General features: G+C 33.5%; 1 protein-coding gene. It reads right to left on the reverse strand.

Annotation, left to right across the window (positions count from 1 at the left end; translation table 11 throughout):
• Positions 1 to 263: molybdopterin-dependent oxidoreductase (locus V6255_RS18080; protein WP_341629383.1), on the reverse strand; the 263-nt coding region annotated here is incomplete at both ends.

A 263-nucleotide genomic window follows, 5' to 3' on the forward strand; every position in this document is an offset into this window, starting at 1 on the left:
TGCTTTTTTTAATAAAGAAGCTAGTGTGAATCCCAACCATGGGATATTCATTGTCCAAGCTTCAACGCAACGCATTCTGTATAGACGCTCTTCTATATCATATGTTTTCAACAAATCTTCGTAATTCAAAGTAATCTGTTTATCAACTAAACCATCAATTGTTAAAGACCAAGGAACTACTTTGAATTGTTGAGAAAATTCTGCTGGAACGCCCATGCCTACACCAAATTCATAAAAATTATTATAGGCAATAACTTTGCTTT

The sequence above is a fragment of the Psychromonas arctica genome (genome assembly GCF_038155225.1).
Classification (GTDB): Bacteria; Pseudomonadota; Gammaproteobacteria; order Enterobacterales; family Psychromonadaceae; genus Psychromonas; species Psychromonas arctica_B.